Origin of the sequence: Halorubrum kocurii JCM 14978 (assembly GCF_000337355.1) — an archaeon.
In the GTDB taxonomy this organism is placed as follows: domain Archaea; phylum Halobacteriota; class Halobacteria; order Halobacteriales; family Haloferacaceae; genus Halorubrum; species Halorubrum kocurii.
Window position 1 is genome coordinate 1 of sequence record NZ_AOJH01000057.1, and the last position, 24,833, is coordinate 24,833.

At 68.7% G+C, this 24,833-nt stretch carries 29 protein-coding genes, 2 tRNA genes and 1 pseudogene; 20 read left to right on the forward strand and 12 right to left on the reverse strand.

The genetic code is table 11. The features are described 5' to 3' along the window. The coding region (locus C468_RS08415) for a CinA family protein (RefSeq protein WP_008848466.1) at nucleotides 1-285 on the forward strand (285 nt) is incomplete at its 5' end. 154 nt (nucleotides 286-439) lie between these two features. Here C468_RS08415 and C468_RS08420 read toward each other — a convergent pair. From C468_RS08420 to C468_RS08435, 4 genes are all read right to left on the reverse strand, one after another. Beyond that, nucleotides 440-643 (reverse strand): hypothetical protein, encoded by a 204-nt coding sequence (locus C468_RS08420; RefSeq protein ID WP_008848467.1) that lies wholly within the window; start codon nucleotides 641-643, stop codon nucleotides 440-442. Nucleotides 644-715: 72 nt separating this feature from the next. Then, nucleotides 716-789 (reverse strand) — tRNA-Thr (locus tag C468_RS08425). A 78-nt stretch (nucleotides 790-867) separates the two neighbouring features. Next, nucleotides 868-1,479, reverse strand: coding sequence for a GNAT family N-acetyltransferase (locus tag C468_RS08430; RefSeq protein ID WP_008848468.1), 612 nt, complete (start codon nucleotides 1,477-1,479; stop codon nucleotides 868-870). Nucleotides 1,480-1,586: 107 nt separating this feature from the next. Continuing rightward, nucleotides 1,587-2,231 carry a CBS domain-containing protein gene (locus tag C468_RS08435; protein ID WP_008848469.1) on the reverse strand — a complete coding sequence of 215 codons (645 nt, stop codon included), beginning with the start codon at nucleotides 2,229-2,231 and terminating at the stop codon, nucleotides 1,587-1,589. Nucleotides 2,232-2,442: 211 nt separating this feature from the next. Between C468_RS08435 and udk the strand changes: the two genes are divergently transcribed. Both udk and C468_RS08445 read left to right on the forward strand, forming a co-directional pair. Continuing rightward, nucleotides 2,443-3,141, forward strand: a complete 699-nt coding sequence (udk, locus tag C468_RS08440) for a uridine kinase (protein ID WP_008848470.1) — start codon at nucleotides 2,443-2,445, stop codon at nucleotides 3,139-3,141. Nucleotides 3,142-3,226: 85 nt separating this feature from the next. Then, nucleotides 3,227-3,622 (forward strand): hypothetical protein, encoded by a 396-nt coding sequence (locus C468_RS08445; protein WP_008848471.1) that lies wholly within the window; start codon nucleotides 3,227-3,229, stop codon nucleotides 3,620-3,622. Nucleotides 3,623-3,630: 8 nt separating this feature from the next. Here the strand turns inward: C468_RS08445 and C468_RS08450 are convergent, their stop codons facing one another. Continuing rightward, nucleotides 3,631-5,043 carry a DEAD/DEAH box helicase family protein gene (locus tag C468_RS08450; RefSeq protein ID WP_008848472.1) on the reverse strand — a complete coding sequence of 471 codons (1,413 nt, stop codon included), beginning with the start codon at nucleotides 5,041-5,043 and terminating at the stop codon, nucleotides 3,631-3,633. Between the two features lie 49 nt (nucleotides 5,044-5,092). Here C468_RS08450 and C468_RS08455 point away from each other — a divergent pair, with 49 nt between their 5' ends. Both C468_RS08455 and C468_RS08460 read left to right on the forward strand, forming a co-directional pair. Beyond that, nucleotides 5,093-6,058: an alpha/beta hydrolase gene (locus C468_RS08455; RefSeq protein ID WP_008848473.1), complete on the forward strand. Its 966-nt coding sequence runs from the start codon at nucleotides 5,093-5,095 to the stop codon at nucleotides 6,056-6,058. A 70-nt stretch (nucleotides 6,059-6,128) separates the two neighbouring features. Then, on the forward strand, nucleotides 6,129-6,500 hold the full coding sequence (locus C468_RS08460; RefSeq protein WP_008848474.1) for a hypothetical protein: 372 nt from the start codon (nucleotides 6,129-6,131) through the stop codon (nucleotides 6,498-6,500). A gap of 44 nt (nucleotides 6,501-6,544) precedes the next feature. On the opposite strand, the gene C468_RS08465 is transcribed toward C468_RS08460, so the two are convergent. After that, nucleotides 6,545-6,994, reverse strand: a complete 450-nt coding sequence (locus C468_RS08465) for a universal stress protein (protein WP_008848475.1) — start codon at nucleotides 6,992-6,994, stop codon at nucleotides 6,545-6,547. Between the two features lie 81 nt (nucleotides 6,995-7,075). Here C468_RS08465 and C468_RS08470 point away from each other — a divergent pair, with 81 nt between their 5' ends. Beyond that, nucleotides 7,076-8,689 (forward strand): amidohydrolase, encoded by a 1,614-nt coding sequence (locus tag C468_RS08470; protein ID WP_008848476.1) that lies wholly within the window; start codon nucleotides 7,076-7,078, stop codon nucleotides 8,687-8,689. An 85-nt stretch (nucleotides 8,690-8,774) separates the two neighbouring features. Further along, nucleotides 8,775-9,026 carry a hypothetical protein gene (locus C468_RS08475; protein WP_008848477.1) on the forward strand — a complete coding sequence of 84 codons (252 nt, stop codon included), beginning with the start codon at nucleotides 8,775-8,777 and terminating at the stop codon, nucleotides 9,024-9,026. 7 nt (nucleotides 9,027-9,033) lie between these two features. On the opposite strand, the gene speB is transcribed toward C468_RS08475, so the two are convergent. The 4 genes and pseudogenes from speB to C468_RS08495 all read right to left on the reverse strand — a co-directional run bounded on the left by speB (nucleotide 9,034) and on the right by C468_RS08495 (nucleotide 11,738). Next, entirely contained in the window at nucleotides 9,034-9,864 is an 831-nt protein-coding gene (speB, locus tag C468_RS08480; protein ID WP_008848478.1) for an agmatinase, read from the reverse strand. 8 nt (nucleotides 9,865-9,872) lie between these two features. Further along, on the reverse strand, nucleotides 9,873-10,250 hold the full coding sequence (locus C468_RS08485; RefSeq protein ID WP_008848479.1) for a translation initiation factor IF-5A: 378 nt from the start codon (nucleotides 10,248-10,250) through the stop codon (nucleotides 9,873-9,875). Between the two features lie 116 nt (nucleotides 10,251-10,366). Then, nucleotides 10,367-10,648 (reverse strand): hypothetical protein, encoded by a 282-nt coding sequence (locus C468_RS08490; RefSeq protein WP_008848480.1) that lies wholly within the window; start codon nucleotides 10,646-10,648, stop codon nucleotides 10,367-10,369. 1 nt (nucleotide 10,649) lies between these two features. Further along, nucleotides 10,650-11,738, reverse strand: a pseudogene (locus tag C468_RS08495) (aminotransferase class I/II-fold pyridoxal phosphate-dependent enzyme). Nucleotides 11,739-11,889: 151 nt separating this feature from the next. On the opposite strand from C468_RS08495, the gene C468_RS08500 reads away from it, so the two are divergent. The 5 genes from C468_RS08500 (at nucleotide 11,890) to pyrF (ending at nucleotide 17,155) form a co-directional block, all read left to right on the forward strand. Beyond that, nucleotides 11,890-12,909: an AI-2E family transporter gene (locus C468_RS08500; protein WP_008848481.1), complete on the forward strand. Its 1,020-nt coding sequence runs from the start codon at nucleotides 11,890-11,892 to the stop codon at nucleotides 12,907-12,909. Between the two features lie 107 nt (nucleotides 12,910-13,016). Continuing rightward, nucleotides 13,017-14,645 (forward strand): succinic semialdehyde dehydrogenase, encoded by a 1,629-nt coding sequence (locus tag C468_RS08505; protein ID WP_008848482.1) that lies wholly within the window; start codon nucleotides 13,017-13,019, stop codon nucleotides 14,643-14,645. A gap of 100 nt (nucleotides 14,646-14,745) precedes the next feature. After that, nucleotides 14,746-15,513 carry a hypothetical protein gene (locus tag C468_RS08510; protein WP_008848483.1) on the forward strand — a complete coding sequence of 256 codons (768 nt, stop codon included), beginning with the start codon at nucleotides 14,746-14,748 and terminating at the stop codon, nucleotides 15,511-15,513. Beyond that, nucleotides 15,471-16,256, forward strand: a complete 786-nt coding sequence (locus C468_RS08515; RefSeq protein ID WP_394295472.1) for a class I SAM-dependent methyltransferase — start codon at nucleotides 15,471-15,473, stop codon at nucleotides 16,254-16,256. The genes C468_RS08510 and C468_RS08515 overlap by 43 nt, the downstream gene beginning before the upstream one ends. Before the next feature lie 68 nt (nucleotides 16,257-16,324). Further along, nucleotides 16,325-17,155: an orotidine-5'-phosphate decarboxylase gene (gene pyrF, locus C468_RS08520; protein ID WP_008848485.1), complete on the forward strand. Its 831-nt coding sequence runs from the start codon at nucleotides 16,325-16,327 to the stop codon at nucleotides 17,153-17,155. A 36-nt stretch (nucleotides 17,156-17,191) separates the two neighbouring features. On the opposite strand, the gene C468_RS18580 is transcribed toward pyrF, so the two are convergent. Beyond that, entirely contained in the window at nucleotides 17,192-17,335 is a 144-nt protein-coding gene (locus tag C468_RS18580; RefSeq protein ID WP_152422899.1) for a hypothetical protein, read from the reverse strand. 50 nt (nucleotides 17,336-17,385) lie between these two features. On the opposite strand from C468_RS18580, the gene trmY reads away from it, so the two are divergent. The 5 genes from trmY (at nucleotide 17,386) to C468_RS18050 (ending at nucleotide 21,523) form a co-directional block, all read left to right on the forward strand. Then, a complete protein-coding gene (trmY, locus tag C468_RS08525) occupies nucleotides 17,386-18,060 on the forward strand; it encodes a tRNA (pseudouridine(54)-N(1))-methyltransferase TrmY (RefSeq protein WP_008848486.1) in 675 nt (224 codons plus the stop codon). Next, the gene (locus tag C468_RS08530; protein ID WP_008848487.1) at nucleotides 18,041-18,508 is read left to right on the forward strand and encodes a CHY zinc finger protein; all 468 of its coding nucleotides are present in this window, start codon (nucleotides 18,041-18,043) and stop codon (nucleotides 18,506-18,508) included. Before trmY ends, C468_RS08530 begins: the two co-directional genes overlap by 20 nt. Nucleotides 18,509-18,600: 92 nt before the next feature. Next, nucleotides 18,601-18,673: transfer RNA gene (locus C468_RS08535), tRNA-Pro, on the forward strand. Nucleotides 18,674-19,242: 569 nt separating this feature from the next. After that, nucleotides 19,243-21,066: a hypothetical protein gene (locus tag C468_RS08540; protein ID WP_049912142.1), complete on the forward strand. Its 1,824-nt coding sequence runs from the start codon at nucleotides 19,243-19,245 to the stop codon at nucleotides 21,064-21,066. Between the two features lie 136 nt (nucleotides 21,067-21,202). After that, nucleotides 21,203-21,523 (forward strand): zinc ribbon domain-containing protein, encoded by a 321-nt coding sequence (locus C468_RS18050; protein WP_152422900.1) that lies wholly within the window; start codon nucleotides 21,203-21,205, stop codon nucleotides 21,521-21,523. An 11-nt stretch (nucleotides 21,524-21,534) separates the two neighbouring features. Here the strand turns inward: C468_RS18050 and C468_RS18055 are convergent, their stop codons facing one another. Then, the gene (locus C468_RS18055) at nucleotides 21,535-21,870 is read right to left on the reverse strand and encodes a hypothetical protein (RefSeq protein WP_152422901.1); all 336 of its coding nucleotides are present in this window, start codon (nucleotides 21,868-21,870) and stop codon (nucleotides 21,535-21,537) included. 351 nt (nucleotides 21,871-22,221) lie between these two features. Here C468_RS18055 and C468_RS08545 point away from each other — a divergent pair, with 351 nt between their 5' ends. The 3 genes from C468_RS08545 to C468_RS08555 all read left to right on the forward strand — a co-directional run bounded on the left by C468_RS08545 (nucleotide 22,222) and on the right by C468_RS08555 (nucleotide 24,822). Then, nucleotides 22,222-22,584: a hypothetical protein gene (locus C468_RS08545; RefSeq protein ID WP_049912143.1), complete on the forward strand. Its 363-nt coding sequence runs from the start codon at nucleotides 22,222-22,224 to the stop codon at nucleotides 22,582-22,584. Next, nucleotides 22,584-22,985 (forward strand): hypothetical protein, encoded by a 402-nt coding sequence (locus C468_RS08550; protein ID WP_008848491.1) that lies wholly within the window; start codon nucleotides 22,584-22,586, stop codon nucleotides 22,983-22,985. The genes C468_RS08545 and C468_RS08550 overlap by 1 nt, the downstream gene beginning before the upstream one ends. 85 nt (nucleotides 22,986-23,070) lie before the next feature. Beyond that, the gene (locus C468_RS08555) at nucleotides 23,071-24,822 is read left to right on the forward strand and encodes a hypothetical protein (protein ID WP_241430997.1); all 1,752 of its coding nucleotides are present in this window, start codon (nucleotides 23,071-23,073) and stop codon (nucleotides 24,820-24,822) included. The last annotated feature ends 11 nt before the right edge of the window (nucleotides 24,823-24,833 follow it).

The window sequence follows — 24,833 nt, forward strand, 5'->3', positions numbered from 1 at the left end:
TCGGTCGCCGAGCAGATGGCGGCGGGCGCCCGCGACCGCGCCGGGACGACGTGGGCGGTCGCCACGACCGGAATCGCCGGGCCGGACGGCGGGACGGCGGAGAAACCGGTGGGGCTCGTGTACGTCGGCGTGGCCTACGCCGCGCCGTGGGGGACCGAGGAGTCGTTCGTCCGCGCGGAGCGAGTCGTCCTCGACGGCGACCGCGCGGCGGTGAAGCGCAAGGCGGTCGACGCCGCGCTGGGGGCGCTCGTCCGGGCGGTCCGCGAGGTCGGCGGCGGGGAGTGAGTCGACCGCGCCGCCGCTCCGCGATTCGGATCGGTAGCGCCCTCCCGGCCGTCCGCATCCTCTCGGTCGGTAGCGCCCTCCCGACCGTCCGCATCCTCTCGGTCGGTCGCGACCCCCGGCCGTCCGCATCCTCTCGGTCGGTCGCAACCCTCGCTCAATCGAGGTACGCGTGCCCGACGACCGCGGCGAGCAGCGCGGCGACGACGATCCACGCGAGCGGTTCGGCGGCGAGCAGCCGGATCGGGCGAACGGGGGACTCATCGAAGCCGAACAGCGCCCCGGCCGACAGCGCGCCCGCGAACACGAGCGCGGCGACGACGCCGGAGACGCCGAGGAGCAGCGTGTCGGTCCGGTCCATACCCCGGTTCGGCGGGGGAGGAACATAAACGGATCTCCGCGGCGCTTCCGACGGAGCGACGCGGGGAAGAAAAGCCAGGGCAGGGATTTGAACCCCGGAAGTCTCGATTACAAGTCGAGTGCATGAACCGCCCATGCTCCCCTGGCGCAGGCGGTCGTACTCGGTCCTCCTATGAGTGCGTGTCGCTTTCCGCGAAGGTGACGGGTGGCGGCACGGTACCGCGGTCAGTCGATCGGGCCGTCGCCTCTCTCTCCGCGCCTGTCGTCGCCATTGCCGCCTCCCTCTCCGCGCCCGTCGTCGCCATCGCCGCCTCTCTCTCCGCGCCTGTCGTCGCCATCGCCGCCTCTCTCTCCGCCACCCGCCGCCAGCGACTTCCTCAGCTCCACGCGGTGCGGCTCGTACCCGTGCGCCGCGTAGAACTCGCGGGCGCGCTCGTTGGCCGCGAGCGCCTCCAGCGCGACGGTCTCGGCGCCAGTCTCGCGGAGGGCTCGCTCGGCGGCGTCCAGCAGGTCGGAGCCGATCCCCTCGTCGCGGCGCTCGGGGACGACGAACAGGTTGCTCACGACGCCGCGGGTCCGGTCGCGCTCGTAGCCGCCGTGATCGAGCGCGAACCCGACGAACCCGATCGGGTCGCCGTCGCCGTCGCGCGCGACGAGGAGCTCGCCGGTGACCACCGAGCGCGCGACCCACTCTCGGACCGCGCCGCGGTTCCCCTCGGCGAGCAGCGTCGACCCGAACGCCCGCTGGCTCTCGGCGAGCGCGATCCACAGGTCGGTCACGGGATCGACGTCGTCGACTGTGGCGGGCGTGACGCGCGCGCGGTCGCTGTCGGCCATTCGTTCGGGCTTCGGCGCGCCGGCCGTTTGAGCCTACCGGCGGGGCGCCGACCGGGAGGGCGGCGGGGCGTCCGCGACGGGGCGGCGGAGCGCGGATCGCGGCGCCCTCACACGTCGCGGCACTCCGGGCAGACCGCCTGTCCGTTCGCGGTCACGAGGTCGGGGACGAGCGCCCCGCAGCTCTCGCAGACGCCTTGGGTCGGCGAGCCGGAGGCGTCGGTGGAGGACGCCTCCACGGCGGGGTCGACGCCGCCGTCGGCGCCCAGCGTCGCCGCGTCGCCGCGCCGCGGATCGCCGGTCGTCCCCTCGTCCGCGATGGGGTCGCGGGCGCCGTCTCCGGTCCGGGGCGCGCCCGCGGCGAGCGCGTCACCGGCGGTGACGACGCCGACCGCCTCGCCGTCCTCGACGGCGACGACGCGGTCGACCCCCTCCGCGACGAGCCGCTCCTCGACGGCGGCCAGCGCGTCGTCCGGCGCGACCGTGGGAAGCGGCGGGCTCATGACCGAGCCGACCGTGCGGTCGCCGCCCACGTCGGCCGACGAACCGTCGTCGGCTCCGACGCCGCCGTCGAGGAGCGCGCCGAGGGCGTCTCGACAGCCGAGTCGGCCGACCGGCTCGCCGCCGCGGAGGACGACGAGGCAGTTCGTCCCCTCGTCGACCAACAGCGCCGCCGCGTCGCGCAGCGGGTCCGACTCGCTCACGCCGAGGAACTCGCGGTGCATCACGTCGCGAACCGTGGTGTCTGTTCGCATGAGACGTGGATCCGCCGCGAACGAGTAAAAGGTGCCCCCGGTATCGTTATACGTATTCCCGGCGTAGACTGCTGATCGGCCGAGAAACGACGGGCTAAAGCGAGGACCCCGTCGTAAAGCGAGGACCCCGTCGTGACGAACGCGGTCGCGAGCGCGCGGGCGGTGGCGACGAAAAGGAGGCTTCAAACCCTCCGGCGTCCGAGCGGAGGGCATGACCATACCCTCGTTCGTGATCGGGATCGCGGGGGGGACCGGCGCGGGGAAGACGACCGTCTCCCGGCTCGTCACCCGCGACCTCGGCGACAGCGTCACCCGCATCCCGCTGGACAACTACTACGAGGACCTCTCGCACCTCGACTTCGAAGAGCGGCAGTCGGTCAACTACGACCACCCCGCCGCGTTCGAGTGGGAACTGCTCAGAGAGCACCTCGAAGCCCTGCTCGAGGGGCAGTCGGTGCAGATGCCGCAGTACGACTTCGAGATCCACAACCGGAAGGAGGAGCGAGTCGACGTCGAACCGACCGACGTCATCGTGCTCGAAGGGATCTTAGCGCTGTACGACGAGGAGATAAACGACATGATGGACCTCCGGCTGTTCGTCGAGACGGACGCCGACGTGCGGATCCTCCGCCGGATCCGACGTGACGTGATCGACCGCGGCCGCGACCTGGAGGGCGTCATCGACCAGTACCTCTCGACGGTGAAGCCGATGCACGAGCAGTTCATCGAGCCCTCGAAGAAGCACGCCGACGTGATCATCCCCGAGGGGGCGAACAGCGTGGCCGTGAACCTCTTAGAGGAGAAGCTCCGCGCCGAGGTCGAAGGCGACGCCGTCCGGAGCTGGGAGCGGGGGAGCCTGGAGGAGGAGCTCGGCGAGAAGCGCTCGCTCGACATGGACGGCGACGACTGATACCGACGGCGGCGACCGACGCCACCGCTCCCGCAGACGTGGAATCGCAGGTACGACTAACTGCCCCGCTCGCGTATCTCCGGCCATGATACGAGCGATCCTCGGAGTCCTCGGCGGGCTCACGGCGGTGGTTCCGGACCGGATCGTCGACGCCTTCGAGCGCGTCGCCGTCGCGAATCCGGACGAAGTCGAACCGCGGTCGAGGCTCCTCCCGACGCTCCGAGCCGAAGGCGCGTTCATCGTCGCGATCGCCCTGACCGGCGGTCGCGCCTACGCGTGGACGATGTACGTCTCCGGCGCCTTCGGTGCCCTCCTGCTCGCGTTCCCGCGGCTGTACCGCGAGGTCGCGGCGCGGTTCGTCTACGACGACCCGGACGCGGTCGAATGGAACGCCGGGTTCGATCGCGTCCTCCGGTCCGTCGGCGCGCTATACGTGCTGTGGGGGCTTCGGGAGCTCCGCCGTCGACGGGGAGCGGAGTAGCTCCGCCCCTACCGCCGCCGACTCGCCACCCGCTCTTCCGCGGTCTCCGCGCTGACGACCTCGTAGAGAATCGCCCGGCCGCCGTCCTCCTTTGGGCGGAGCACCCGCCCGAGCCGCTGGGTGAACTCGCGCTCGCTGCCCGACCCGGAGAGCACGACGGCGACGTTCGCGTCGGGCACGTCGACGCCCTCGTCGAGGACGTTGGCGGCGACGACCCGGCCGTAGGTCCCCTCGCGGAAGCGTTCCAGGATCTCGCGGCGCTCCTTCGCCCCCGTTTCGGCGGTGATCGCGGGCAGCAGGAACCGCTCGGAGAGTCGGTAGACGAGGTCGGTGTGGGCGGTGAAGACGATCACCCGGTCCTCGCGGTGGCGGTCGAGGATCGACTCGAGGCGGTCGACCTTCCGGCGCGCGTTCATCATTATCTCCCGGGCGTCCTGCTTCGCGAGGAGGGCCTCCCGCGCGGCCGGGTCGTTGCCCGAGCGCTTGACGAGCTCCCGGTAGTCGCTCCCGCTCGTGAACGTGATCCCCGCGTCCCGGACGTACTCGACGAAGGTACCCTGCCGCTCGTCGTAGCGCTCGCGCTCGTCGGGCGTCAGCTCCACCTCGATCCGCCGGATGTCGTAGGGCGCGAGGTGGTCGCCCGCGAGGTCGTCGACGTCGAGGGCGTACACCCGGTCGCCGATCAGCTCCGCGACGGTCTCGTGCGCGCCGTCGGGGCGCTCGAAGGTCGCCGTCAGGCCGAGCCGCGCGGGCGCCGCGAGCAGCCGCGCCACGTCTCGGTACCCCTCGCCGCCGAGGTGGTGGACCTCGTCGAAGACGACGAACTCGAAGGCGTCGCCGACGTCCGCCGCCTTCAAATACGCGGAGTCGTACGTCGACACCGTGACCGCCTCCCGGCGCTGCTCGCCGCCGCCGAACCGACCGATCGGGACGTCGAACTCCGCCTCCAGCTCCCGCTGCCACTGGTCGAGCAGGTCGACCGTGGGCACCACGACGAGCGTGGGCACGCCCAGTTCGACCATCGCTCGGATCGCGATCACGGTCTTGCCGGCCCCGGTCGGGAGCTCGAGCACGCCGCGGTCGCCGGCGTCGCGCCACGCGTCGAGCGCCTCGCGCTGGTACTCCCGGAGGTCGTAGTCGGTCGAGAGGCCCTCGTCGAGCCCGCCCTCCGCCCCCGCACGGTCGCTCGCGTCCAGCACGCGGTCCTCGACGCTCGCGCCGGCGACCTCCAAGGCGCGCCGGATCGCGGCGTAGCGGTAGGCCGGCGCCCGGCCCGTCCCCGACCGCGGATCGCTCTCGACGCCGGGGAGCGGCGGGAGCGGCGCGAGCGGGTCGGGCTCGCGGTCCGCGTCGCCGCCGGCACCGTTCCCGCGGGGGACGACCCGAATCGTCCCGTCCTCGTAGGTCAGCCGGACGTCCATCGCCGGACGTTGCCGACCGACTTACAAAGGGCCACCGCCTCCGTCCGCCATGCGCGCGGACGAACTCGACCCCGAGATGGCCGCCGTCGTCGACGAGATCGGGGCGCTCGGGCTCCCCGAGTGGCACGAGCTCTCGGTCGAGGCGGCGAGGCGCGTCGAGGACGAGGTGTTCTCCGGCGCCCCCGAGCCGCCCGTCGCGGACGTCCGCGACCTCGCGTTCGACGGGCCGCACGGCGAGGTGCCGGTACGGGTGTACCGGCCCGACGCGGCGGTCGACGCCTCGGTCGGCGGCGGCGACACCGCTCCCGCCCGCACCCTCGTCCACTTCCACGGCGGCGGGTGGACGCTCGGCACGCTCGACTCGATCGACGGCCCGTGTCGGGAGCTCGCGACCCGCGCGGACGCCGTCGTCGTCTCCGTCGACTACCGGCTCGCCCCCGAACACCCCTTCCCCGTGGCGGTCGACGAGGCGGCCGCGGCCGTGGCGTGGGTCGCGGACAGCGCGGCGGCGTTCGGCGCCGACCCGGACAGGCTCGGGGTTTCGGGGACCAGCGCGGGCGCGACGCTCGCGCTCGCGGCGGCGCTGCACGCGCGGGAGTTCGAGGAGTCCGCGGAGCCGGCGGGCCAGTTCCTCCTCTACCCGATCGCGGGCAACGACTTCGAGACCGACTCGTACCGCGAGAACGCCGACGGTCCCCTCCTCACCCGCGCCGACATGCGGTGGTTCTTCGAGCGGTACCTCCGGAGCCCGGTCGACGCGCGCAACCCGTTCGCCGTGCCGCTCCGCGCCGCCGACCTGGGCGACCTCCCGCCCGCGACGGTCGTCACCGCGGGCTTCGATCCCCTCCGTGACGACGGCGTCGCCCTCGCGGAGCGGTTCGAGGGCGAGGGGACCCCGGTCGAGCACCGCCACTACCCGGCGATGGCGCACGGGTTCTGTAGCCTCTCCGACCGCGTCGCCGCCGCGGAGGCGGCGCTGTCGGCGGTCGCTCGCGACGTGCGGGAGCGCCTCTGAGCGCAGCGAGTGGCCGTCGCCGACGCCGCGACGGCGACGCCCCCAAGTGGCTCGCTCCTAAAGGAGCGCCATGAGTCTCATCGGATCGGCGGTCACGTTCGTCGTCGGGCTCCTCGTCGGCGGACTGGCCATCTTCATCGCCGCCACGGTCGTCACCGGCACGCGCGACTACAGCCACGCCGTGTTCACGGCGCTCGTCGGCGCGGTCGTCTGGGGGCTCGCCGCCTTCTTTCTCTCGTGGGTCCCGCTGATCGGCGACTTCATCCCGCTCCTCGCGTGGATCTGGGTCATCCGGGCGCGCTACGGGGCCTCGTGGGTACACGCGGGGATCATCGGGTTCATCGCCTGGGCGTCGGCCGTGCTCGTGCTGGCGGTGCTCCCGTTCGCGGGCGTCACCGACGCGGTCGGGGTGCCGTTCGTCCGGTCGCTCGGCGCGGTCTGACGGACGCCGCCGCGGTCGCTTTTATAAACGATCGCCGCGGTCGCTCACTCCGAGACGGTCGTCTTCACGATGCTCACGGGCGCGGTCGACCGCCGCGAGACGCGCTCGGTGACGGAGCCGAGCATCCGGCGGTAATCGCCCGACCGGGTCTTCGACCCCATCACCGTCAGGTCGATGTCCTCGTTATCGATGTACGCGAGGATCTCTTCGTGGGGAACGCCGTACACCAGGTCCGTCACCGTGTCGACGCCGGCGTCCGCGGCGTGCGACGCCACCTCGTCGAGCGCCGCGCGGCCGCGGTCCTCCAGCGTCTCGGAGGCGCCCTCCGAGCCGTCGACGAACTCGTCGCCGGAGTACGCGTTGACGATGTCGCTGTCGACGATGTACAGCACGTGCAGGGTCGCGTCGTAGCGGTCGGCGGCGTCGATCGCGTGGTCGATCGCGCGGTCGACGCCCTCGCTGCCGTCGGTGGGGAGGAGTACTCGGTCGTACATAGTTGACAGTTCGCTCCGTCACCGAATAAATCGGTCGCCGTTTCCCGAACGGTTAACACGCTTCCACCCCCGGACTGGCGCATGACCGACGCCGCGGACCGGCTGTTCGTGAACGGGGACGTACACACGCTCGCGAGCCTCGAGGGGGGGCACGGCGCGACGGACGGACCCGACGGCGTCCCCGACGAGATCCACGAGGCCGTCGCCGTGCGAGACGGCGAAGTGGTCCGCCTCGGCCGGAGCCGCGAGGTCCGGTTCCTCGAAGGGGTCGACACCGAGGTGATCGACCTCGACGGGCGCGTGCTCCTCCCCGGCTTCGTCGACGCGCACACCCACCTGACGACGGTCGGTCGCTACCTCGTCCACGCCGACCTCTCGTCGGCGGACTCGCCCGGTGAGGCGGTCGGGCTGCTGGCGGAGCGGGCGGCGGCGGTCGAGGCCCGGTCCTCGGGGTCCGCGACCGACTGGGTGCTCGGCTACGGCTACGACGAGTCGGCGTGGGACGAGGAGCGCTACCTGACTCGGGGCGACCTCGACGCCGTCTCGACCGAGCGGCCGGTCGCGGCGTTCCGCGAGGACATGCACGTCGCCGCGGTCAACGGCGTCGTCCTGGACCGGTTCGCGGACGAGCTGGCCGGCGTCCCCGAGGAGACGGTGCCGAGCGACGAGGCCGGCGAGCCGACGGGCGTCCTCTTCGAGAGCGCGATCGACCCGATCTACGAGGCGGTCGAGCCGGGGCCGGCGGGGACCCGCGAGGCCGTCACGGCCGCGCTCGACGACTGCGCCGCGAAGGGGATCACCGGCTTTCACGACATGGTGCGCGGCTCCCGCGCCCCGCGCGTCTACCGCGACCTCGACGACGCCGGCGAACTGACCGCGCGCGTCCGGGTCAACTACTGGAGCGACCACCTCGACGCGCTGCGGGAGGTCGGCCTGTCCACGAACGCCGGGAGCGACATGGTCCAGACGGGCGCGATCAAGTCGTACACCGACGGGAGCTTCGGCGGCCGGACCGCGCGGCTCTCCGAGCCGTACGCGGACGCCCCCGAGGAGACCGGCCAGTGGGTCGTCGACCCGGACGAACTGGCGGCGACGGTCGCGGAGGCGACCGCGGCGGGCTACCAGTTCACCGCCCACGCCATCGGCGACGAGGCGGTCGACGCCGTCCTCGACGCCTACGAGGCGGACTCCCGGACCGACCCCGGCGAGGCGCGCCACCGGATCGAACACGTCGAGCTCGCCGACGACGCGGCGATCGAGCGGCTCGCGGAGACGGGCGTCGTGGCCAGCGTCCAGCCGAACTTCCTCAAGTGGGCGGGCGACGACGGGCTCTACGACGCCCGGCTCGGCGACCGCCGGACCGAGACGAACCGCTACCGCGACATGCTCGACGCGGGCGTCCGCCTCGCGTTCGGCTCCGACGGGATGCCGATGGACCCCTTACTCGGGGTCCACCACGCCGTCAACGCCCCCGCCGAGGCGCAGCGGCTCACGGTGACCGAGGCCCTGCGCGCGTACACCCTCGGGGCGGCGTACGCGGGGTTCGACGAGGACCGGCTCGGCACGGTCGAGCCCGGCAAGCGCGCCGACTTCGCCGTCCTCGACTCGTCGCCGTGGGACGAGCCCGAGGCGATCCGGGATATCGGCGTGGCGATGACGGTCGTCGACGGCGAGGTCGTGTACGACGGACGGTGACGGCGGCTCTCGTGGGCCGTGCGGAAACGACGCAAGCGCTGCCAGAAAACGTTAGTTATTAATCGTGTAGGTTCTACACTGGGGCATGGCAGAGATCGCCATCGAATACGCCGCCGGCAGTCGCCTCCGTTCGGAGGCGGAGACGGCTCGACGACTGATCGACTCCTACCTCGGCGACCGCTCCGACGTCGACCGAGTCACCCTCTCGCCCTCCAGCGAGTCCGTGTTCTGCGTCAGCGTCGAGGGCGACCGCATCTGGTGTACGGACCCGCGCGAGTGGATCGACGCCGTGGAAGCGGTGACCGCGGTCCGCCGTCGGCTCTCGGAGCTGTCCTGACCGCGGCTCACTCGGTCCGCGCCGTCGCGTGCGACCGCACGAACTCCCGGAGGAGCTTGCCCGCCAGCGCCGCGGCCTGCCCGTCGTCGCGGTCGTTCACCTCGACGACGTCGAACCCGTCGGTCGCGGGCGCGACCGCGCGAACGAGGTCGCGGACCTCTCGCGGGTCGAGCCCGAACGGCTCCTTCGTCCCGGTTCCCGGCGCGAAGCCGGGGTCGAGCCCGTCGACGTCGACCGAGCAGTACACCGACTCGTTTGTAAATGCGTCCGCGTCGGTCCCGTCGATCCACGTCCGGGCGTCCTCGGGGGGGACGACGGTCACGTCGGCGTCGGCGGCGCGGTCCCACTCGGCCTCGGAGCCGGTGCGCGCGCCGACGATCACGGCGCGGTCGACGCCGAGGTCGTCGAGGACGCGCCGAGTGACGCAGGCGTGGCTCAGCGGGTTCCCGTCGTAGGCGTCGCGCAGGTCGAGGTGGGCGTCGCAGACGACGAGGGCGTCCGGATCGACCGCCTCGACGCCGGCGTGCGTGACGGTGTGTTCGCCGCCGAGAGTCAGGGGGACGGCGCCGTCGTACGTGACGCTCCGCAGTTCGGCGGCGAGGTGGTCGAGGTACTCCTCCGTGTCGTCCCACGGTCGCACGTCGCCGGCGTCTGCGACGTCGAGCGCGGAGAAGCGGCTCTCCGTTCTGCGGTCGTAGTCGTCGTAGGTCTCGGCGAAACGCCGGATCCGGTCCGGTCCGAACCGGGTGCCCGGCTGAAAAGTGGTCGTGGCGTCGAGGGGAGCACCGACGACCACGTACGAAGCAGCGTCGCGGTCCGCCGTCGCTCCCGGGAACATCGGCTTGACTACCCGACGACCTTGCGCTGGCCCTCGTACTCGAGGTACTCGATGTTGTCGTCGGAGGCGAAGTCCTCGCCCTCGGGGATGCGCATGGTGAACGTCTCGTAGGTGTCCAGATCCATGACCTGCGCGTCGTTCCCGGAGACGGAGACGACCTGGCCCTGCTTCCGCTGGATGATCGGGACCCAGACCTTCGCGTCGACCGGCTGCGAGAGCGAGCGCTTCTTGTCGTCGAAGACGCCCTTCCCCTCGACGCGCGCCTTCGCGCTCCCGTGTTTCCCGGGTTTGGCTGTGCTGTAGTGATTGATCTTGCAGGGCGAGCTGTCCATCATCACATAGCTCCCCTCCTGCAGTTCGCGAACCTGCTTCTGCTCTCGCGGCATGAGCGCTACTTTCCCCGGCGCGGGTATAAACGGTTTGGAACGGCGTTGCGGGCGATCGGGAGGCAGAGATCGGTGGGCGGGAACCGGCCCGACCGGCGGGTCAGCCGGCGAGCCGATCAGGGGTCCATCTCGTCGACGTACTCCTCTGGCTCGTCCTCGTCGGCGTCGCCGTCCGGGGGGACGAACTGCCCGGTGAGGATGTAGCTGGCCACGAAGAGCCCGATGAAGCCGACGCCGACCGCGGCGGTCGTCCGAACGACGAACGGGAAGTCGACCCACCAGAGCGCGCGGTCGGCGATCAACATCACGACGACCGCGACGAACAGCGCCTTCTGCTCGTCGGTGGGGTCGCGGACGAACCCGACCACGTCCTCCTTGAGGTCGCCGAAGAATCCCATCTCAGGCACCTCCGGTCTCCTCGATGACGCGGCTCACGCGGTCGAGCCCCTCCTCAAGCTCCTCGGTCGGGAGTCCGAACCCGATCCGGAAGCGGTCCGGGAAGCCGAACAGCCCGCCGGGCGCGAGCACGACGCTCTCCTCCTCGACGACGGTCCGACAGAACGACTCCCCGTCGTCGAAGCCGTCGGGGACGCTGACGAACCCGTTGACCGCCACCGGGTCGTACCAGTCGAGCCCGTGGCGGTCGAGCCCTGTCTCTTATACACATCTCTGATGGCGCGAGGNCGCGCCATCAGAGATGTGTATAAGAGACAGGTGCTGACCGAACAGGCTCGGCGAGATGGTGGTGTAGTCCTTCCACTGCCACGCGCGCTCGACGACCGCCTCGGGGCCGGCGATCCAGCCGAACCGGAGTCCGGCGAGCCCGTACGCCTTCGTGAGGCTCGTCGTCGATATCCCGTGGGACCCGAAGCTCGCGACCGGCGGCTGCGGCTCCTCGGTCAGCAGGCGGTACACCTCGTCGGAGAGGAGGTACGCGTCGCGGTCGACGGCCACGTCGTAGACCGCCCGCATCGCCGCCTCGTCGTGGTACCGACCGGTGGGGTTGTTCGGGTTGTTCACGACGATCACGGCAGTGTCCTCGCGGGCGGCGTCCGCGATCGCGTCGGGGTCGAGCTCCCACTCCGGCGGCTCCAGCTCGACGCGAGTCACCTCGCCGAACGCCTCCGGGACCGCGTGGAGGGCCTGATACGTCGGGGTGACGACGACCGCGTGGGCGCCGGAGCCGACCGTCGACCCCTCGCCGCCCACGGCGTTCTCGTCTCCGAGCAGCGAGAGGAACGCGAGGAAGTTCGCCTCCTGCGTCCCGCAGGTGAACAGCACCTCGTCGGCGCTCCGGCCGTACCGCTCGCCGACCGCCGACCGGAAGCCGGGGTCGCCGTTCGTCGGGATGACGTAGTCGAGCCGACCGGGATCGAGGTCGAACCGGCTCGCGTCCAGCGAGCGGATCCCGCTCTCGGCCAACATGATGTCGGCCTCGTGCTCGTACTCCGCGAACCAGCGTTCGAGGCCGAACGGGTCGATGCGCATACCGGAAGTGGGAGTGGAGCGAGGTTAGGTGCTACGGTCTCTCGCGCTGTCTCGGGAGCGACGCGCACCGCGGACGGCCGCCGACGGCGGTCGAACCAGTCCGGGGCGGCGCCACCGCAACGGCTTTTTGCTGCGATTGAGATTCGATACCATGTTACGCAACCGGCGGCGACTGCTGACGGCGCTGCTCGTCGCGGTGGCCGCGCTCACGGCGGTCGTGTTGGCGGAAGTGCTGCGGACCGTCGTCTTCGCGGTCACCGTCGCGTACGTCCTGTATCCGGTCCGGCAGCGCCTCGTCGGCCGGGGGACGTCCGTTCGGTTCGCGTGCGTCGCCACCACCGTTGTCGCCTTCTTCGCCGCCGTGCTCCTCGTGGTGCCGCTGCTCTACGTGCTGTATCGCCGCCGGTCGGAGCTGATCGAGATCCTCGGGCAGATCCCCGACGTCGTCCCCCTCAGCGTGAGCGGGTTCGAGCTGGTCATCGACATGGCGCCGTACGTGGCGGCCGCCGAGGTGTGGGTTCGGCAGGTCGCGCTCGCGGTCGCGGCCGCGGCGCCGCGGCTCGTCCTCGAGCTCGTCGTGTTCACCTTTCTCGTCTACGGGATCCTCCGCCGACCGACGGCGGTCGGGGCCGCCGTCTACGGCGTCGTTCCGCCCGAGTACCACGACATCCCGACGCGGCTCCACGAGCGCACGCGGGAGACGCTGTACTCGATTTACGTCCTGCAGGCGGCGACGGCGACGGCGACGTTCGGGCTCGCGCTCGTGGTGTTTTGGGCCCTCGGCTACGGCTCCCCGGCCCTGCTGGCCGTCATCGCGGCCGTCCTCCAGTTCGTCCCCGTCATCGGCCCGAGCGTGCTCGTCGTCGCGCTGTCCGCGGGAGACCTCCTCCTCGGCGAGACCACGCGGGCGATCGCCGTGTTGGCGCTCGGGCTCGTCGTCGTCTCCTTCGTTCCCGACGCGGTGATCCGAACGCAGCTCGCCGACTGGACCGGCAGGATCTCTCCGGGGCTGTACTTCGTCGGGTTCGTCGGCGGGATACTCACGCTCGGGGCGATCGGCCTCATCGTCGGCCCGCTTCTCGTGTCGCTGCTGCTCGAAGTGATCGACATGTTCGCCGAGGGCGACACCGCGCCGGGTCGCGTCGGCGCCGCCGGCGACTCGACGGAGTGAGCGCCGGCGGCGCTCCCGCTCTGGGTCCACCTTCCTCGCCGGGTCCACCTTCTTCACCGACCCCACCGGCACGGCTTTCCCTCGCCCGACCGTTCACTCCGTGTTCAATGCCCTCGACTGATCCCCCCGCCGCGCTCGGCGACGCCCCGGCCCTCGCGGCGCGGCGGCTCGCCGACCTCTCCGAGCGCGTGCCGCGCTCGGGTTCGGCTGACGCCGCGAGAGACGCGCTCGACGTGTTCGCCCCGGCCACCGCCGAGCGGATCGGCTCGGTGCCCGCCTGCGAGGCGAGCGACGTTGATGCCGCGGTCGCCCGCGCCCGCGAGGCCCAGGCGGAGTGGGCCGAGACCCCCGCGAGCGAGCGCGCGACCGTGATCGACCGGTTCGGCGACCTCGTGGTCGACCGCCGCGAGGAGCTGCTCGACCTCCTCCAAGCGGAGACCGGGAAGTCGCGCCGGACCGCGGTCGAAGAGCTGTTCGACGTGCCGACGGGGTGCGGCTACCTCGCGAACGAGGCGCCCGGCGTCCTCGCCGACGAGCGGCGCTCGGGCGTGGCGCCGGGCGTCACGACCGCGACCGTCACCTACGACCCGGTCGGCGTCGTCGGCGTGATCTCCCCGTGGAACTACCCGCTGACCCTGTCGATGGCGGACGCGCTCCCCGCGCTCGCCGCTGGCAACGCGGTCGTACTCAAACCCGACGAGAAGACGCCGTACGGCGCGCTCGCGCTCGGCGAGCTGCTCGAGGTCGCCGGCCTCCCGGACGACCTGTTTCAGGTCGTCACGGGCGAGGGGGCGACGGTCGGGCCCGCGCTCGTCGACGCGGTCGACTACGTCGCGTTCACCGGCAGCACCGAGACCGGTCGGGTCGTGGCCGAGCGCGCGGGGCGGAACCTCATCGACTGCTCGCTGGAGCTCGGCGGCAACAACCCCCTCGTCGTTCTCGACGACGCCGACGTCGACGAGGCGGCTCGCGGCGCGGTGCAGGCCTGCTTCTCGAACGCCGGGCAGCTCTGTCTCTCGGCCGAGCGGATCTACGTCGAAGAGCCCGTCTACGACGCGTTTCTCGACGCATTCGTCCGGGAGACGGAGCGGCTCACCCTCGGGACCGGGTACGACTACGACGCGGCGGTCGGCTCGCTCATCGACGCCGCCCAGCTCGACCGCGTCCAGAGCCACGTCGACGACGCGCGGGAGCGCGGCGCGACCGCCTTGACGGGCGGCCGCGCTCGCCCCGACGTGGCGCCGTACTGCTACGAGCCGACGGTCCTTGTCGACGTGGAGCCGGACGCGACGCTCGCGTGCGAGGAGACGTTCGGGCCGGTGGCCGCCGTGACGTCAGTGTCTGACGCCGACGCGGCCGTCGCGGCCGCCAACGACTCCCCGTACGGGCTCAACGCGAGCGTGTGGACGGGAGGCCGCGACCGGGGCGTCGAGGTCGCCCGCGAGATCGACTGCGGCACCGTCAACGTCAACGACGCCTTCCTCGCGACGTGGGGCGCCGCCGACGCGCCGATGGGCGGCTTCGGCGACTCCGGGCTGGGCCGCCGGCACGGCCCCGAGGGGATCCGCCGGTACGTCGAGTCGCGGACGATCGGCGTCTCGCGCGTCGGTCCCCTCGGCTTCCCGGACCGGATCCCGACCGACTGGTTCGTTCGCGGCGCGTTCGCGGCCCTCTCGCTCGGACGGCGTGCGAGCCGCGGCGTTCGGCGGGTGAAACGCCGGTTCCGCCGTCGGTAACCACCGATCCGGCGCGGTGGACGGCCGGCTCCGCGAGCGTCGAGGTTCCCTGACTCCTCCCGACCTGCGGATTCAAGACCGTCGCCCGCCACGTGAGACCATGGCAGGACCGGACCCCGCCGAACTGCGGCGGGTCGTCGACGCGTTCCCCGAGGCGGCCGATGTCGAGGCCGCCGACCGCGTCGACGACCTCCTCGACGGGACCTACGGGAGGCTGAGGCGCGACTGGTACCCGGAGCTCGAGACCGTCACCGAGGCGTACCGCGACGGCGACATCCTCCGCGAGGACGTGCTCGAACACGTCGAGGCGGTGCCCTCGTTCCGGCTCTCCGACGGCGCGGCTCCCCTCCCGGAGAAGCGACGGGCGCTCTTCGAGGCCGACGAAACGGGGGCGGCGGTGACCGAGGTCGCCGGCTGGTACGCGACGCTGCGGTCGATGGTGGACGACGACCCCGACGACCTGACCCGCCTCGAGCGCCTGCTCCACGGCTTCGGCTACGCCCTCGCGCACGGCCTGTTCCTCGGGGCGTCGTCGCCCGCGCGAGTGGTTCGCCGGCTCCGACTGGCGTACCGGTCGGTCGGCGTCGACATCGACGACACCGCCACCGAGGGCGGCGCCGAGCGGACGACGTTCACCTGCCCGTACCGCGGCGCGGGCGCCCGGATATACGGCGAGAAGTGGGTGTGTCACGAGAAGCTCGACCGCGTGGACGACGGGTACGTGACGTACCTCGCGGAGCGGGGGATCGACTATCAGCGGCCGCGGGACTGCGACGAGAGCGAGCAGTGTTACTCCACCGTCGCGCGCGACGGCCCCGAGCTGTGGTGGCCGAAGACCGCACCCGACGAGATCCGCGCTCGCTCGTGACCCGGGACCGTCGGCGACCGCGGTCGGAGCCGTCGCGACCGCGCTCGGACGACGAGGGCCCGTCGGCGACCGCCGACGAACCCGCGGTGCGCCGGATCCAGCGGGGGTACGCCGCGTGGGCGCGAGCCTACGACTGGTTCGCGCGGGCGACCGCCTCGGTCGGGGGCGTGCGGGCGGGCTGCGTGCGAGCGTTGGACCTCGAGCCGGGCGACACGGTCGTCGAGTTCGGTTGCGGGCCCGGCGTCAACGCCCCCGCGCTGCGCGAGGCCGTGGGGCCGACCGGCCGCGTCGTCGGCGTCGACGTCACCGGCGCGATGCTCGACCGGGCGCGGGCGCTGGCCGAGCGGCGGGGGTGGGAGAACGTCGAACTCGTGCGGGGCGACGCGACCGACCCGCCGGTCCGTTCGGCCGACGCGGTCCTCGCGACGTTCGTCACCTCGCTGTTCGCGGACCCGTACGCGGTCGTGAGCGACTGGTGTGACCTGGCCGACAGCGTCGTCGTCGCCTCGTTCGCGCCGCGGGGGAGCCGCCCCGCGAACGCCGCCCTCTCCGCGTTCGCCCGGCTGAACGGTCGGCTGTTCGACGCGGCTGGAGGCGATCCGCTCGGCCAACTCGACGCGCGGACGGCCGCCGCGGGGCGGGCGATCGCCGACAACGCCGCGACCGCGACGGAAGAGCGGTTCCTGTTCGGGACGGTCACGATGTGCGCCGGGCACGGACGCGCGGGTCACCGCCCGGAGTGAGCCGGGACGACGGCCGCGGTGCGAGGCGGAACGCAACGTTTAGCGCGCCCCCGGACGCAGTGGTGGGCATGAGCTTCTTCGAGACGCTCGGGGCCCGGATCGAGTCGACGGACAGCGTCGTCTCGGTCGGCCTCGACCCGGACCCGAGTCGGCTCCCCGAGTTCGTCGCCGACGCCGACCTGCCGCGGTGGGCGTTCAACCGCCGGATCATCGACGCGACCCACGAGCACGCCGCCTGCTACAAGCCGAACGCGGCCTTCTACGAGGACGCCGACGGCTGGCGCGCGCTGGCGGAGACGATCGCCTACGCCCACGGCAAGGACGTGCCGGTCCTCCTCGACGCCAAGCGCGCCGACATCGGTAACACGACGCGGCAGTACGCCGCGGCGCTCGACCGCGCCGACGCGATCACGGTGAACCCGTACCTCGGCCGCGACTCCCTCCAGCCGTTCCTCGACCGCGAGGGGAAGGGGGTGTTCGTCCTCTGTCGCACCTCGAACCCGGGCGGGAGCGACCTCCAGGACCTCGAGCTCGCCTCCGGCGAACCGCTCTACGAGCGCGTCGCGGCGCTCGCCGACGTGTGGAACGGCAACGGCAACGTCGGCCTCGTCGTGGGCGCGACCGCGCCCGAGGAGCTGGCCGCAGTCCGCGAGATCGTCCCCGAGATCCCCTTCCTCGTCCCCGGCGTCGGCGCGCAGGGCGGCGACGCGGAGGCCGCGGTCGAGCACGGGCTTGCGGATCACCCGGACGCCGACGTCGGCGCCGGCCTCGTCAACTCCTCGCGCGGAATCATCTTCGCCGGCGAGGAGTCGAGCCGCCCGGGCGACGAGGCGACCTACTTCGGCGCCGCCGGCGACGCCGCGAAGCGCCTGAAAAAACGGCTGAATCGGTACCGGTAGGGCGTCGCCGCCGTCAGGGTCGGACGCGGATCGGGCTCACTGCTGGCGCCCCTGCGCGCACGCCGTGCAGGCCCCGACGGCCTCGCTCCAGTGGTCATCGCAGACTGCGCGACCGCACCGCGGACAGCCGTGTCGCGCCGGCGCTGCCTCGCAGATCTGACAGAGCCCGGTGACGCTCATACCCCCTCTCCGGTCGGGTCGCTTATGAGTGTCGGGGGCGACCCCCGCGTATGCGCCAGTTCGTCGTCATCGGGCACGACGCCCCCACCGATCCGGACGCCGTCTCGCTGTCGGACATCCCCGGCGCGGGTCGGCTCGACCTCCTCTGTCGGTGTGTCTCCGCCGGCGTCTTCCTCTCGCACGGGATCCGCGAGGCGGTCCGGGTCCACCTCGTCGTCGGGCTTCGCCCGACTGCCAGAGGCGCGGAGCGCCTCGCTGTCGCCGCCGACGAGTTCACGATCAGTTTCGACGCGGACAGCCTCCGACACCTCCATCCCGACGAGCGCAACGTCGCCGCGCGGATCCGGGACGCGCTCGACGCGCGGGACGAGGCGATCGGACACATGCCCGCCGACGTGTCGCCCGGCGTCGAACTTCGCCGGATGGGGCTCGAGGCGACCCTCGATCGGCTGCTTGAGGGTTCCGGCGCCGCCGGCGCGCCCGCCGACGCCGGCCCGACGCTCGTCCAACTGCACGAGGACGGCGCTCCCCTCGTGGAGGCCGCGCCCCCCAGCGACCCTGTGTTCGTGCTCTCCGATCACAACGACTTCGCCCCGGCCGAGCGCGACCTGCTCGCGGACCGCGCGGAACGCCGCGTGCGGGTCGGGCCGAAGCGCCTCCACGCCGACCACACCGTCTCCGTCGTCCACAACTGGCTCGACACCGATGGCTACGCGTCCTACTGACGACCGGCGCACGACGACCGCGCCCGCGACCGACGACCGGTTCGCGGTCCCGCTCCGGGGCGTCGCCGTCGACCCCGAGACGCGCTGTGCCCACTGGGACAGCGCCGTCGACGTGGTCGCGCTCCGGTTCGACTGCTGTGAGGCGTACTACCCGTGCGCCGCCTGTCACGACGCCGCGACCGACCACGAGGCCGCGCCGTGGCCCCGCGACCGGTTCGACGAGCCGGCGGTGCTCTGCGGCGTCTGCGGGGCGACCCTGACCGCCCGCGAGTACCTCGACGGCGACGGAGAGGCGCAACGCGCCTCCGGTAGCGAGGGACAGAGTCCCTCTGGCAACCGGGCTTCGCCCGGTGACAGTCGGGCGAAGCCCGACGACGCCTGCCCGCGGTGTGACGCCGCGTTCAACCCGGGCTGTCGGGCGCACCGCGACCGGTACTTCGAGGCGTGAGGCCGCCGACTCGGGCGGTCCGTCACGGACCACCACCGACCGCCCCCGATTTTCGGAAAGGTTAAAAGAACGAGCGGCCTTCCTGAAAATGCGGGCCGGTGGGGTAGCTTGGTATCCTTCGGCCTTCGGGTGGCCGTAACCACGATTCAAATTCGTGCCGGCCCACTACCCTCTTATACTTTTTCCAGCCTCTACTGACAGGTCTTAGCGTCTCTACGGGGTGGTCTCTGTGAGCCTATCCGACGGCTCTACAGGGCCAGCCCTGACTACGGACGGACCCGGAGAGTTCTGGTGTCCATCCTGCGGCTGCCGGTGTACTCGGAATTCGTCGAGCCAGCTCGAATACGGGCACGCGCTCGACTGCCCCCGGCGCCCTGACGACCTCGCTACTCCCGAACGGTGAGCTGGCCAGCCGCGCGCCGGTTCACCTCTCCACGGCTCCGGCACAATCTCGCTCGCTCCCTCGAGGCGAGCCCCGTCAGTCTCTCCAAGCGGTTGGCGACCTTGTGGTCCGTGAGGTCCGCCGGACGCGGACCGAACGGCGCCAACCGCGCACAGGCGACCGAAGGTCGCCAAACGAGCGGCGGTGCCGTCGTGGAGCGGTCGCGCACGCTCGGAGGTGAGCGATGAGCGCGCCCGACGAGCCGGCTGCGTCTTGGCCTTCCAAGGAGACTAACTCTGTAACGGCTTCTCTCACCGGATTAGAGGAAGACGCCGATCCCGTCGTCGAACGCGTGAGCGAGTTCGCGACTGAGTACCCACAGCTGGCCGATCAACCGCTCTCTGAGACGCACGGGCGGAAGCTTCGGCGTATCGTCACGGAAGCTGAGTGGGAACAGGAGTTCGTCGACCCCGATCAGCCGTTCGAGGACACCTTCGCCGTCGAATCGCTTCGATCTCGCTCCGCCGGAACATGGCTCGACGCTGTTCACGCCTTCCTCCGCGCACATTACGAGTATGAGGGTATGATGGCCCGGTTCGAGGACCGGGAGTCGGGCGACGAGTTCGACGTACCGCTTGCCGACGCGTGGGGGAAAGAGTACAGCAAGAAGCAGTACGCTCGCGCTCGCGCACTCCAGCGACAGATGTCTGGCGGCAAACGCCCGTCCGGTGGCGAAGCGGAACCCGCGTGGGACGACCCGGTGACCGTGATGCTCACGCTGACCGCCTCGTCGGTCCCTGACGGCGACCGACTCCCGCCTGTCGAACAGATGGACGCGATTCACGACGCGTTCAGCTACGGCGGCGTCCGCGACACCCTCCGCAACGTGATGGAGTATCACCTCGACCTCGACTCGGAGCAGTGGGGCTACTGGCTTCAAGCCGAACCGCACGGAATGGGTACCGCCGCGGACCCCGAGAAAGACGCCGGTCTCAATGCCTGCTACACTCATATTCACGTCGGCGTCTACTTCGACGGAGCCGGATTCGGTGACCTCCGTCCGGTCGCCTCCGAGTTCGAGCGGGTGATCGACAAGCACCTAGAGGTCTGTGACCCAGCCGGTTGGTCGGCTCACGACTACGATGCGATCGACGACTACCTCCAGGAGGATGACGGCTGTATCTCGATGAACGCAGACGTCGGTAACCTCGGTTCCTACCTCGCCGCCTACATGGGTGGCTACACCGAGGACCTGCTGGACAAGCCGATTGAGTACATCGCGTGGGGCGCGGTCTACTGGTCGGCCGCCCGCCAGCGGACTACCCGCTCGCAGACCGTCAATCAGGCCATCCGCGCTGATCGGTGCGAACAGCGTGCCGAGAATGAAGAGTCCGGACAGGTCGACGCGCACGGCGAGCGCATCCGTTGGGACGACGGCCGCGGCGCCGATGTCGTCTGCTCCTCCTGCGGTTCCCCGTGGACGGTTGACCAGGACCAGCTCGACGGCCTGCCCGAGACCGAACCTGCCCTCGACGACGATCTCCGTTGGGCCGCTGACGCAGCTGCTCCGGCACCGGAACCGGACCCGGATCGGTCACTTGCCGAACGGTGGCCGAGTGCCGACAGCGCATGGGCCTACGGAGAATCCCCGCGAAAGAGCCTGATTCGCGAGCGTGTTCAAGACTACCTCGATGTACACGGCCGAAACGTCTCTCTACCCTCGATGCTCGCGCATCTGAACATCGACCCGGCTCACAAGGAGTTCGTCGGTGAGATACTGGATGGTGAAACGGAACCTGACTCCGAGGCGTTCGACCGTCGCTCGACGGAAACCGCGTTCGGCTACGAACTGAAAGCGATCGTCGACGCCGACGGTAACGAACACCAGCCCGGCGGTGGCGGTGTCGACATGGTGTCACTAGAACTCCCGATAAAGAATATTATCCAGAAAACTCGGCTTAGTAACGATCTTGTTCAGGGTGAAGTTTTTCGTGACGCCCGGACCGAGGTAGCAAGCCACGACCCAATAACTATCGCGAACGGGTTCGTTAGGGATGGGATCACAGATCCAACAGTTGTCGACCGACTTCTAATTGTCGAGGACTACCACGTGTCTAATCCAACAATGGATCGAGATGAACGACGATCTTGTATGGTTCATCCGAATAGTAAGTGACCCCGAGTCCTAGTTCCGTTATATTGATCAGAACCGACCAACACGCATCACATGGTAAACACTTCAACAGGGTCTGTTAGATGAATATTATTGATGGTTTAGTAACCATTATAAGTGATGTATAAATTGTTTACTTATGACCGTAGACCAGTCTGGACAAGAAGTAATATGTTCAGAGTGTGGAAACAAAGTAAGTGACTCAGCAGAGTCTTGTGTTCATTGTGGAGCTACGTTTGGTTCCTCTTTAGAAAATGAAGAGGATGATCTCGGGGTTAGGGATCACACTATCAGAGCGATTGTCTATTCCTTAGTTTATACTCCTACCTCAGCACGATCGATAATAGAGCTCTACAAAATGGGAGAAACAAAGCGGTCAATTATTCTAACAATCTGGCTGCTGGTGTCACTGATAATAGCTGTAGTAATTGGTGTCACCGTGGCTCTCAGGATTATTTAATTTGGATACTTCTATCGCGACCGACTATCAGATTCAGCCCCGTCAACGCTCTCAGCCTTCTCGCCTGAATCCGCAGGAATTTTTCGAGCTATTCTGGATTCTTGCTGATTAGATTCTTGGATTACTTTCGCGGTTGCATCGCCTGCCATTTTGTATATTGCCCCGTGTAGGCCTGCGGCGATCAGTAGTAATCCCAATAAAGAAGGAACAATCCCAGCTGGCTCTCCTTCAACGATACCAACCAATCCGAATAAAAATATTACCCCACCGAGAATATATACGATAGACAAATACGCCATATGTTTGACTCCGTACACAATTGCTTCGTATGTATTTATTCCAGCCATACTGGGTACCTCACTAGGAATCATAAAATAACTAATGGAAAATACACATCCAATATAATTAAATAGAAATAGAATGACGTTTTGGGTTCAGTTATGAATAGAACAGACGTGGTCCCCGTTTTTGGCATTGTATTATACTTCCTGACAATTCCTGTTGCGTTCGGCCTTAATAGATATACATTTGCTATTGGCCTTCTTTGGTCATTTTTCCTTATTATTGCTCGATATATTTGATTCATACGTCATTAAGTCAGGATCGTCGAGTCAGTTCCTGTTTGAATATTATTTGACTACTTTCACTCTGCTATCTCTGGCACTATTTATTGTTCTTTTTTGAATAATCAGCTGGAGATGTCGACTGAAAACCCGACGCCGCCTGACGGTTACGAACGGTTCGAAGGAGAATCGCCGGAGTCCGATGTTCCCACCGTGGAACTCGGCCCGGGTGATGTGCTGGAGGGTCTTGTACTCGACCTGACCGAAGGAGAGGGAGAGTACGGCCCCTGGTACCGCCTGAAGATCAAGGACGAAAGCCGCGGAGTCGTGCGGTACTTCGCGAAGGACGAGGTCAAGCGCGCAGCTGCGCAGGACCGCATCGAGGTGGGCGAGCAGATCTGGGTCGCGATGGCCACCGACGAGGTGACCTTGGAACGCGACGACGGCTCGACGCACGACTACCATCCGACGAACTGCGCGTTCCCGGGTGGTTCCTGATGGCGTCGTCGTACTCGCGGACGATGTCTGACACGCTCTCGGACTACACCCACCTGCGGACGCTTCCCGCGCTGCTGTCGGTCGTGTTCGTACTCGCCGGGCTCTACCAGTTCGGCGGGATTTCCGAGGTCATGCTGACGTGGCTCGACTACACGCTGACCTCTGAACACGCGACGTTCATCGCGCTCGGTGCGTACGCGATCGCCTTCGCGAGCAGCGAGACGAAGCAGTTCGAGAGCTACGAAGACTGGGAGAAGGTCGCGATCGCAGCTGGGCCGCTCGTCATCATCGGCTACCAGTACGTTCCACAGATCGCTGACATCATCAACACGAGCAGCAACCTCGGTCCGATCCTCGCGTTCTTCGCGACGGTCGTCGCCTGGGGCGTCGCTGTCCGGTAACCACCCCCGACCTCAACTTATGAGTTCTAACCATGACGACCCGACTAGCCGTACCGCTTCGAACCGCCCTCCTGATGGGCCTACTGTGGGCGCTGACGGTTCTGATACCGACCGCGATGCTCGTCTGGGCCGCCGGACCTTCGTGAAGGGCCTCGGCGCTGCTGGCGCTGCTACGGTCGGCCTCTCCGTCGACGACGGCTTCGCACAGGACGCTGAGGCGATCGCGCCGCTCATCGGCGCTGGCCTCATCGCTGGCTCTGTCGGCGTCGGCTGGGCGCTCCGCGAGTTCGAGGTCGTCGGTTCTGATGCCCCTGCCGAGGGGCTGACTCCTGACGTGCTGAAACAGCAGGTCTACCAAACGGCCACGACCCGCAAGTCCACCAACGCAAGCACCATCATCGACAACCAGAACATCCTCGACGGCGTGAACCACACCGCCTATACGGATGCCAAGGTTGCTGCTATCGAGGAACTGAACGCCGGTTCCTCTGAATCTGCTGTGCTTGATGCCGCAACCGCTGCTATCGACACGTATCAGACAACCGTCGAAAAGAACTTGCTCAAATCGTGGAATGAGTCGGTCTTGGAGACGGTTTCTCTGGTGGATACCGTCAAAGCTCACTCTGACCTCGACCTTAGGAATATCGTCCGAGAGGATGACTTCAACGATGGGGTGATTTGGCCTGAGTTGGTCGCTGCTGACAAGTCATATTCCCTCCCTGATGGAAGTTCTTTCACCCTAAAGCAGGCTGAAATGGTGTGGACCGGCACCACTGATGGAAGCACCTACGACGCCCGATGGTCCCCGCTCGGACGTGAGGCGATCGGTGATCGTGGTTCCTCTGAATGGAAGCCCGCTGAATACCGGTGGGAAATCGATGACAGGGATCATATCCGCTCCGTGCCGCTTGACAAGTGGCAGCCTGTCTGGGATGAGCTGAAAACCACGTTCCAAAACGTCCGCGACGGCATCTCGACGTGGGTGACGAGCGTCTACGGCGACGTTCAGAGCGGCGACATCGAGATCGACGACCTCGTGACGCCGCGCGAACGTGCCTCGATGATGGCCGAGGAGGAAGGCATGAGCCAAGCGATTGCCGACCTCATCGCGCTGAACGTTCCTGTCGACGCCGAACGCGAGGCGACGATCACCATCGAGGACACCGGCGCAACGCTGCCGGGGACGTTCGCGCTGACCGACTCGTCGGACGGCCCGATCGAGTCGGGCACGACGTACGACCCGTCGACGTTCACCGGCGACGTGTACTTCACGACCGACATGAGTCTCGTCGAGGGCGACTGGTCCGCGATCAACACGAGTGTTGATGGCGGCACCATCACCATCACCGCCGAGCCGTACGAAGGGACCGCAATCGAGGTGACGACGACTGCCGGTGGAACCGTCTCGGTCCCTGCCGGTGACTGGTCTGCGGTCGACGGCGCCACGGAGTGGACGTACGACGCCTCGGGCGACCTCGAAACCAACATTACCGAAGTCGACTCTGCGCGCTTCGTCTCGACTGCGACGGAGACGCAGTACGAGACGCTCCAACTGGACGGCTCGTTCACCGTCGACAAGCTGATGAACACGCAGTCCGGCGAGGAAGTGACCTCGACGACGTTCGATAACTCCGAACCACAGGACGACTCGAACTACATCACGCAGGAGGAGTGGGAAGACCTCGAAGAGCAGAACCAAGAGCTGATCGAGAAGTACGAGAACTCGCAGTCCGGTGGTGGTATCGACCTCGGTCAGTTCGACATGTTCGGTATCCCCGGCGAAATGGTCGCTGTCGGCGTCGCCGCGCTCGTCGCGCTCGGCGTCCTGAACAACTGACGACCATGCTT